Source organism: Streptomyces sp. Isolate_45 (genome assembly GCF_024721315.2).
Taxonomy (GTDB): Bacteria; Actinomycetota; Actinomycetes; order Streptomycetales; family Streptomycetaceae; genus Streptomyces.
In genome coordinates this window covers 94,025-100,024 of the sequence record NZ_JANFAK020000011.1, presented here as the reverse complement: position 1 = coordinate 100,024, position 6,000 = coordinate 94,025, and the positions used below count along the sequence as shown (strand labels likewise).

Below are 6,000 nucleotides of genomic sequence, written 5' to 3'. Positions count from 1 at the left end.
CGCTTGAAGGCATCCTTCACGTTCTCCTTGGCCTGGCGGACATCGCCCTTGGCCTGCTCGCCACGGCCTTCTGCGGTGAGGCGTTCGTTGCCGACCGCGCGGCCGGCGGCCTCCTTGAGCTTGCCCTTGGCCTGCTCGGTCTTCGCCTGGGTCTTCTCGTCAGCCGACACGACCATCACTCCTCGTCATAGGAACTCGCCTTGCCCGCACTCGCCTGTCCCGCCCGAGGGACTTGAAACGGTCGGTTCTCGAATCCGTTGAATGAGGGGTGCTGATTGGGTGCGGCTTCGACTACACCCGCGCTACCAAAAGACAAGTACATTCCGCGCGCATGGTCAGGCGAGTTCCGGACAGAAGGCGTCTCGGAGGTAAACATGGTTCCCCTGCTTCTTGTTCTTCTGCTCGCTCTGATTCTCTTCGGCGCCGGTTTCGCGGTGAAGATCCTCTGGTGGGTCGCCATCGCCGTACTGGTGCTCTGGCTGGTCGGGTTCGTCGCCCGTCCCAAGGGCGGCAGCGGCCGCTGGTACCGCTGGTAGGCGTGCCGATCAAGACCCCGACCCCGTGAGGTGGCGAGGGTCGTTCAAGGCCTGAGAGTTCTTCAGGCGGACACTGAAACCGATGAAGGGGTATTGCGCATGACTGAGAACGTGTGGGGTTACCGCGAGACCTCCGGCCACCTGGCCGGTGCCGACCTGACGGGTTACAAGGTCGAGGCCACGGACGGCTCCATCGGCAAGGTCGACAAACACTCCGAGGACATCGGCTCCGCCTACATCGTGGTCGACACCGGCCCATGGATCTTCGGCAAGGAAGTCCTCATCCCCGCCGGCACGGTCAGCCGCGTCGACCCCGAGGAACAGAAGATCTATGTCGACCGGACCAAGGAGCAGATCAAGGTCGCTCCGGAGTTCGACAGGGACACCCACCTCGGCGACGAGGACTACCACCGCCTGGTCGGCGGCTACTACGGCAGGCCGCACACCTTCTGATTGCGACGGGCACCCCGCGGGGACACTGCGGGCACGGGCCGGGGCGGGCAACCACACGGCTGCCCGCCCCGGCCCGTGCCGCACCCGGAGTCGGCCCGCAGTCGCGGGCAGGCGGGCATCGCCCGGGGGACCAGGTCCTCGACCTGCGGGCCGCCTTGACGGGGAGGGCCCGGCATCTGACCGGGCGTGAGCGTCCCGTCCGGCACCCCCGCGATTCGGCATCACGCCCTCCCCGTGGCCGCGCGGAGGGGGGTGTGCGAGGATCGCGGGGTCGATTCGGCACCGGGCAGACGCGGAGACATGGAACGGTCACGAGGGAGCGATGAGCCGGGTGGGCAACCGCCCCTCACGGGAACCACCCCTGCGAAGCCGGGTGCCTCACTTCCAGCAACGGCCGCCGATGCCCGCGACCAGGTCGCGGCGCTGCTGAGGCAATCCCAACTTCCCCATGACGCGGACGCCGTGGCGGACGCTCTGATGGTGACCACCGAACTCGTCACCAATGCCATCCGGCACGGCGGCGGCCTCGCCGGCTTTCACGCCGACGTCCACGACGGCGCGCTGCGGGTTTCCGTGGCCGACCACAGCTCCGAAGCCCCCGTCGCCCAGACCAGTCCGCCTGCCGGAATCCGGATCGGGGGCTACGGCTGGCCGCTGGTCCAGAGTCTCGTCGATGACCTGACCGTCACCCCGCACCCCAACGGCAAGCAGATCACCGCGCACCTGAAACTTCGCTGAGGGCGGGTTTCAGGGGCGGGGCAGGCGGGTGACCGTGTCGAGGTAGAAGGCGTCGATGCTCTGGACGGCCCGCTCGAAGTCCTCAAGGTTGACGGGCTTGGTCACGTAGGCGTTGGCGTGGCTGCTGTAGGCGCCGGCCACGTCCTCGGGGGCGGCGGAGGTGGTGAGGACGACGACGGGGATGGTCTGAAAGTTCTCGTCGTTCTTGAGGATCTGCAGGAGGTCACGGCCGTTCATACGGGGCATGTTGAGGTCGAGAACGATCAGGTCGGGCCGTGTGCTGTCCGGATCGCGCAGGTATTCCAGGGCGGCGACGCCGTCGGTGACCTGGACGAGGTTGCGGGTCCCGCGCTCGGAGAGGGCCTCCTCGATGAGCATGGCATCGGCCATGTCGTCCTCGACGAGCAGGACGTCGTAAGGGCGGGCGGGCGCGGTCATCATCGAAAGCTCCGTGAGGTGGTGAGGATTGCCGTCGGGCACGTGGTCCCAGAGGCCGGGCCATCGTCGGCGGGCGCCCTGACGGCTGATGCCGCAGGCGGCTCCGAGCTGTGGGTAGCCGGCGCCCGCGCGGGCGGCGGCGGCGTCACGCCGGAGCCGTTCGGCGGTCTGCCGTACCTGATCGCGTACGTGTGGAAGGGCAAGGGCCGGGGCGGGATCGTCCCCTCGGGGTGACGTGGCGTCGCCCGTCACCCCGTGGGCAAGACGGTGCGCGAGGTCGGCGACTGCCGCCCGTGTCACGGTTTCCGTGTTCCGGGGCGCGGTCGGCGAGGAGAAGTCTCTGCCCGGCATACCCGGCACTGTAGGCCGCCGCCCCCACCCTCGACAACATGTGTTGTCACAGAGGCCTCTACAGTGTGCAGGCTGGTGCAGGCCGAAGCAGGCAGAAGCAGGCCGAACCGCATCCCGGACGGTCATGACGTTGGAGGGGCGCAGGAGATGACCGGAGTTGAGGGGCTGCCGGGTGCCCGGGGTCTGTCCACGTGGACCGCACGGCGCTGGCTGCGTGTGGGGGTGGCCACGGCCCTGACCGTCCTCGCTCTGCTCGGAGCGACCGGGGCGTGGGTCCTCGGCCGGACAGCCTCCATCAGTGAGGAACTGGTGGACGTGAAGTCACCGGCCCTGACCATGGCGATCCGACTGGAGACGGCGCTCCTGAACCAGGAGACCGGCATCCGCGGCTACGGCGTCACCGGCAGCCCGGACTTCCTGGCCCCCTACCAGCAGGGGCTGAGCGACGAGCGGACCTCCGCCGACCAACTCGCCCAGCTCCTGGCCGGCAACCCGGCGGGGCTGCGGGATCTCCGGACCGTCGAAGAGGCCGTGGACAAGTGGCAGGAACGGATCGCGAGGCCGGTCGCCGCCGCACCGCCCGGAGCTCCATCGCCCCTCGGCGCGGAGCGTGCCGAGGAGGGCAAAGCCTCCTTCGACGCCCTGCGGACGGCGATGTCCGGCCAACAGGCGCAGCTCCGGGCCGACCGTGAGAGGGCACGCGATGACCTCGCTGCCGTCATGGTCCGGCGCAACGGGATCTTCGCCGCCATCGCGCTGGTGACGCTGGCCGTCGCCGCCCTGGTGTTCGAAGGGCTGCGACGCGGCATCACCACGCCCTTGGAGCAGCTGGGTACCGACGCCCGAAGGGTCACCGGGGGTGACTTCGCGCACCCCATCACCCCCACCGGGCCGGCCGATCTGCGCCGTCTCGGTGCCGAGATCGACTCCATGCGCCGGCGTCTCGTACAGGAGCTCGCCTTCGCCGAGGAGGCCCGTCTCGCACTCGACGCGCAGGCCGCCGATCTGAAGCGGTCCAACGCCGAGCTGGAGCAGTTCGCGTACGTGGCCTCCCACGATCTGCAGGAGCCGTTGCGGAAGATCTCCAGCTTCACGCAGCTCCTGCAGCGCCGCTACGGCGGGCAGTTGGACGCGAAGGCGGACCAGTACATCGACTACGCGGTCGACGGCGCGAACCGCATGCAGACGCTGATCAACGACCTGCTCGGTTTCTCCAGGGTCGGCCGCGTCCACCACACCCACCAGAGCCTCGACCTCGACGCGGTCCTCACCCGGACCCTGTCCTCCCTCAGCGTCGGCATCGAGGAGGCCGACGCCGTCGTCACCCACGACCCGCTGCCCACGCTGGTCGCGGACCCCACGCAGATGGGGATGCTCTGGCAGAACCTGATCGGCAACGCCATCAAGTTCCGCCGGCCGGGGACTCCCCCGGAGATCCACGTGTCCGCCGTACGCGACGGTGCTCTGTGGCGGTTCTCGGTGACCGACAACGGCATCGGCATCGCCCCCGAGTACGCCGAGAAGGTGTTCGTCATCTTCCAGCGGCTGCACACCAAGGATGCCTACTCGGGCAGCGGCATCGGCCTGGCGATGTGCAAGAAGATCGTCGAGTTCCACGGCGGCACCATCGCCGTCGACCCCGACCACCGGGACGGCACCCGCATCAACTTCACACTGGCACCGGAACCGCCCACCGTCCCCGAGGTGTTGACGCGCAGCGACGCCACCCCCGGGCAGTCGTCGTGACGCGCACGGAACGGCGGCGAAAGGGCAACGGCCGGATCGACCTCGGCAAGGTCGCAAGCGGTACCCGCCCAGGACGGGATTCCGGGCAGACCGGCAACCGGCGGCACGGCTCCACGTGACCGACCGCCTCGGTCCTTCCCCACGGGAACGGTCCTGGGGTGGTCGTCCGTTGCGCCGGTGTCCTGTCCTCCCGGTGGGGCTCTCCCCCAGGTCGGAGCCCCAGCGACCGTCCCTTGCGAAAGCGACCCCAGCACAATGAAACGCACCGTATCCGCGGCGGCCGTCCTGTCCCTCGGCGCCGCCGTGCTCTGCCTGGCCTGCACTCCGACCGGCACGGCTCCTCAGCCCGCGCCCGCGTTGACCCGGATCATGCCGCTCGGCGACTCCATCACCGCCGGCCTCGGCAGCAAGGGCGATGCCGGCTACCGCGCGCCTCTGTGGAACCTGGTCTCCGCGCAGAAGCGGTACACACCCGACTTCGTCGGGTCCGGGTCGTTCGGCGGTGGCGGTGATCCCGACAACGAGGGTCACAGCGGCTACACCATCAGGAACATCATGGACGGCATCGACGGCTGGCAAGCGGCCGCGGACCCCGACGTCGTACTGCTCCACCTCGGCATCAACGACCTCAACTCCAACAAGGCCGATCCGCACGTCGCGGCGGCGGAGCTGACCTCGCTCATCGATCGCCTCCAGTCCAACAAGCCCGGCACGGCGGTCATCGTGCAGGGGCTGCTCCCGGACACCGGTGGCCAGTACGACCGCGTCAACACTTTCAACGCGGACCTGCGGACCGCCGTCTCGGCCCGGGCCGCGGGTGGAGCGCACGTACGGTACGTCGAGCCCCCGCGCCTGGACGGGCCCACAGAGCTCCCCGACGGGCTGCACCCCAACGAGGCCGGCTACCGGAAGATGGCGGCCGCCTACCACGAGGGCCTGGAGCAGGCCGTCACCGACGGCTGGACCCCCCGCACCTGAGCACCGCGGGCCGGAACCGAATCGGGCGGCACCGCAGGCGTCCCCGGGCCGACTTCGACGGCGACGGCCGGCCCGACCGGTTGACCGGTGGCGCCCCCGGTTCCCCTGCGGGTGGGCGGCAACAGCGAGGCCGGGATCAGGCGCGCCATCCGGTTCGGTGACGCGCGGCACGGCGATCTCGACCAGCTGACGAGCTCGGCGCCGATACCGTGCTGTTCGATCCCCCTCACGGAGATCCGGAGGGAACCCGCCGGCCGGACGCGGCCCGGCGGGCGCTCACCGCCGTGGCCACACGCTGGAGGACACCACCGTGATCACCACTGCCGACGAGGAGCTCCTGCGGCGCGCGATCGGCATCGCGGCCCGCGCCGTCACCCTCGGCGACGCCCCGTACGGCTCCCTGCTGGCGGGCCCTGACGGCACGGTTCTCGCCGAGGCCCACAACACCGTACGGCGCGACAACGACATCAGCGCCCATCCGGAGCTGAAGCTCGCCGTCTGGGCGGCGCGCGAACTCGGCCCTCAGGCTGCCGTACGCACCACCATGTACACCAGCTGCGAGCCTTGCGGCATGTGCGCGGGCGGCATCGTGCGCTCCGGACTCGGCCGTGTGGTCTACGCGCTCTCCACAGAGCAGTTGATCGAACTCAACCCGCAGTCGGGCGCCTGGCCGACGGTGCAGCAGGACGGCCCTGCCCTGTTCGGCGAGGCACGCGTCCCCATCGACGGCTACTACCGGTCGTAGCCGCGTCAGGGGGCC

Annotated in this window: 8 protein-coding genes and 1 pseudogene; 7 read left to right on the top strand and 2 right to left on the bottom strand. The window is 69.8% G+C overall.

Features of this window, described 5'->3' with window-relative positions; all coding sequences use genetic code 11:
* A partial coding sequence (locus NOD94_RS06470) for a CsbD family protein (protein ID WP_281204750.1) occupies positions 1-170 on the bottom strand: 170 nt, incomplete at its 3' end.
* A gap of 204 nt (positions 171-374) precedes the next feature.
* On the opposite strand from NOD94_RS06470, the gene NOD94_RS06465 reads away from it, so the two are divergent.
* The 3 genes from NOD94_RS06465 to NOD94_RS06455 all read left to right on the top strand — a co-directional run bounded on the left by NOD94_RS06465 (position 375) and on the right by NOD94_RS06455 (position 1,727).
* Complete coding sequence (locus NOD94_RS06465; RefSeq protein ID WP_053676175.1) at positions 375-536, top strand: hypothetical protein; 162 nt, start codon at positions 375-377, stop codon at positions 534-536.
* Positions 537-635: 99 nt separating this feature from the next.
* The gene (locus NOD94_RS06460; protein ID WP_281204744.1) at positions 636-989 is read left to right on the top strand and encodes a PRC-barrel domain-containing protein; all 354 of its coding nucleotides are present in this window, start codon (positions 636-638) and stop codon (positions 987-989) included.
* A 300-nt stretch (positions 990-1,289) separates the two neighbouring features.
* Positions 1,290-1,727, top strand: coding sequence for an ATP-binding protein (locus NOD94_RS06455; RefSeq protein ID WP_281204743.1), 438 nt, complete (start codon positions 1,290-1,292; stop codon positions 1,725-1,727).
* Between the two features lie 9 nt (positions 1,728-1,736).
* Here the strand turns inward: NOD94_RS06455 and NOD94_RS06450 are convergent, their stop codons facing one another.
* Entirely contained in the window at positions 1,737-2,516 is a 780-nt protein-coding gene (locus NOD94_RS06450) for a response regulator (protein ID WP_281204742.1), read from the bottom strand.
* A 147-nt stretch (positions 2,517-2,663) separates the two neighbouring features.
* Between NOD94_RS06450 and NOD94_RS06445 the strand changes: the two genes are divergently transcribed.
* The 4 genes and pseudogenes from NOD94_RS06445 (at position 2,664) to NOD94_RS06430 (ending at position 5,985) form a co-directional block, all read left to right on the top strand.
* Entirely contained in the window at positions 2,664-4,262 is a 1,599-nt protein-coding gene (locus NOD94_RS06445) for a sensor histidine kinase (RefSeq protein ID WP_281204741.1), read from the top strand.
* 255 nt (positions 4,263-4,517) lie between these two features.
* On the top strand, positions 4,518-5,240 hold the full coding sequence (locus NOD94_RS06440; protein ID WP_281204740.1) for an SGNH/GDSL hydrolase family protein: 723 nt from the start codon (positions 4,518-4,520) through the stop codon (positions 5,238-5,240).
* 99 nt (positions 5,241-5,339) lie between these two features.
* Positions 5,340-5,554: pseudogene (locus tag NOD94_RS06435) on the top strand (LLM class F420-dependent oxidoreductase); the annotation flags it as partial.
* The gene (locus NOD94_RS06430) at positions 5,551-5,985 is read left to right on the top strand and encodes a nucleoside deaminase (RefSeq protein ID WP_281204739.1); all 435 of its coding nucleotides are present in this window, start codon (positions 5,551-5,553) and stop codon (positions 5,983-5,985) included. The pseudogene NOD94_RS06435 and the gene NOD94_RS06430, both read left to right, overlap by 4 nt.
* The last annotated feature ends 15 nt before the right edge of the window (positions 5,986-6,000 follow it).